This window comes from Ruegeria sp. BHSB064, from assembly GCF_059613205.1.
The window spans coordinates 1-2,316 of the sequence record NZ_JBXWSB010000232.1 but is presented as its reverse complement, the minus strand read 5'-3'; the positions used below and the strand labels follow the sequence as shown (position 1 = coordinate 2,316).

Below are 2,316 nucleotides of genomic sequence, written 5' to 3'. Positions count from 1 at the left end.
CTGCGATGAAATCCGGTCGGTCGGGCAAAGTGGTTCTGGACTGGACCTGAGGCTCTGGCCCTGCGCCGCGTCACCCCCTAAACAAGGTGAAACAAAAGCGTCTGGAGGGGCACATGGGCGACAAGGACAAGTTTTTGGAGCGCGGGATCGAGGAATCCCTCGTCACCGATTTCACGCAGGCCCATCGCAAGAGCTATGGCGATTTTCTGCAACTCAAGACCCTGCTGAACCTGCAAAAGACCTTTCAGGACCCTGCGCAACCCGATGAGATGCTGTTCATCATCATCCATCAGGTCAGCGAGCTGTGGCTGAAACTGATGCACCACCAGCTGGTGGAAGTGCGCCGCTTTCTGCAACAGGACGAGTTTGGCCCGGCGATGAAAAACCTCGACCGGGTCAAGGCGATCCAGCGCCAGTTGATTGCGGCTTGGGAAACGCTGCTGACGATGACGCCTGCCGATTACATGACCTTTCGGCAGGCATTGGGCAATTCTTCCGGGTTTCAGAGTTATGGCTACCGTCAGATCGAATTCATTCTTGGGAACAAGGACGCCGCAACCCTGAAAGTACATCAGCATGATCCCGAAGTGATGCGGATGCTGAACGATGCGCTGACCAAACCGTCCCTTTATGACGAAGTTCTGTTCATGCTGGCCCGCCAGGGGTTCGATGTCCCCCCAGAACTGTTGGAGCGCGACTTTGCGCATCCCTATTCCGGTGACCCGCGTGTGGTAAAGATCTGGGTGCAGGTGTTTCAGGACACCGGCACGTATTGGGATCTCTACGCGCTGGCCGAAAAGCTGATGGACGTGGAATCCCTGTTCCAGCGATGGCGCTTTGATCACGTCACGGCGGTCGAACGGGTGATCGGCAACCAACCGGGCACCGGCGGTTCCAGTGGAGTATCGTTTTTGCGTAAAGCCTTGGATTTGCGCTTTTTCCATGATCTCTACGATGTACGCACCGAATTGATGTATGCGGATCAGGAGTAAGCAATGCTGTATCGGGGGTTCACGCAGGCCGAGTTGGATCAGGAGTATTCCCCCTCTTCAATGATCGGCGGAGACCTGACACCCTATCTGGACAGCTACGCCGCGCTCAGCGCACAGCATCGCGCGCAGATGGAGGTGATCGGGAACATTTCTTACGGTGACGGAACCGCTCAGGTCCTTGATTTCTTTCCCGCAAAAGGTGCTGGTGCGCCGCTGCATGTCTTTATTCACGGAGGCTATTGGCAAGCCCTCAGCCAGCGCGACTCGGCGATGATGGCACCTGCGCTGATCGAGGCTGAACAGTCGTTTGCGACACTGAACTATACACTCGCACCAGATGCGCGGATCGGAGAGATGGTCGCAGAATGCCGCGACGCATTGCTCTGGCTGGCAACCAATGCGCCTGATCTGGGATTTGACCCATCGCGGATCACGTTGTCCGGGCACAGTGCTGGGGCGCAATTGGCAAGTATGGTCATGGCCAGTTCAGCCAACGACCTTGCACGCGCGGGTTTGCGCGTGCGCGACGTGATCCTGATCAGCGGCATCTATGATCTGGAGCCGATCAGCCTGACGCCGATCAATGACCCGCTGCAACTGACCCCGGTTGAGATCAACGACCTGTCACCCATCCGCCACCTGCCGCCCCCCGGCCCGCGCTATCACGTGACGGTGGCGGAAAGAGACACACCCGAGTTCATCCGCCAGAGCCGGGATTATGCTGAGTTACTGCGCAAGGCCGGGCATTCGGTCGGTTTCGAGTTGAAGAAAGGGATGCAGCATTTCGATATCATTATGCATCCGGGTACTTTTTTACAGGACTCGCGGTAGTTAAAGGTATTGGGCTTCAAACAGACTTGTCCCTTTCGCCAAGATCCAAGTTGACGGATTTGACCCAAGGTTTTTTTGCCGGAACCACGGCAGACAGCTTATTAGCCCAAGGCGGGCTGGTTTCTCATGGCTCTTTCGTAAGCCTTTCAGTCCACCATCGCTGAACCGATCTCTACCCAATAACTTCTGGAAAAAGATAACAACAATGAGGCTGATTTGTTTTAATGCTTTGTATGCACCCATTGAACAAGCGGTTCAAATTTAACAATTTTCCGAACAAAAAACGTGTGCGGATGAGACTCAGAGATAAGCAACCAGCCCCCGAATTCTAAGGAGGACCTTCGCAAGTATCTCAAATGGTCCGGCATCAGGACTGTAGACTGTCGCTGAGCCAACCATACCAAGTTGTGCCGCATGCGCCGGTAGATCATCCGGCCAATCCAGAATAACTAGGACTTCAGAGCTTGATCCTATGGAAGCAGCAGAAAGCAGA

3 protein-coding genes are annotated in these 2,316 nt (G+C 55.0%); 2 read left to right on the top strand and 1 reads right to left on the bottom strand.

Annotated features, from left to right (window positions below):
• Window positions 1-113 precede the first annotated feature (113 nt).
• Together AC2FNU_RS24560 and AC2FNU_RS24555 are read left to right on the top strand one after the other, a co-directional pair.
• Entirely contained in the window at window positions 114-992 is an 879-nt protein-coding gene (locus AC2FNU_RS24560) for a tryptophan 2,3-dioxygenase (protein ID WP_496794172.1), read from the top strand.
• Window positions 993-995: 3 nt separating this feature from the next.
• Window positions 996-1,823, top strand: coding sequence for an alpha/beta hydrolase (locus tag AC2FNU_RS24555; RefSeq protein WP_496794169.1), 828 nt, complete (start codon window positions 996-998; stop codon window positions 1,821-1,823).
• A 300-nt stretch (window positions 1,824-2,123) separates the two neighbouring features.
• Here the strand turns inward: AC2FNU_RS24555 and AC2FNU_RS24550 are convergent.
• Window positions 2,124-2,316, bottom strand: a 193-nt coding sequence (locus AC2FNU_RS24550; protein ID WP_496794165.1) for a hypothetical protein, incomplete at its 5' end; no start/stop codon positions are given.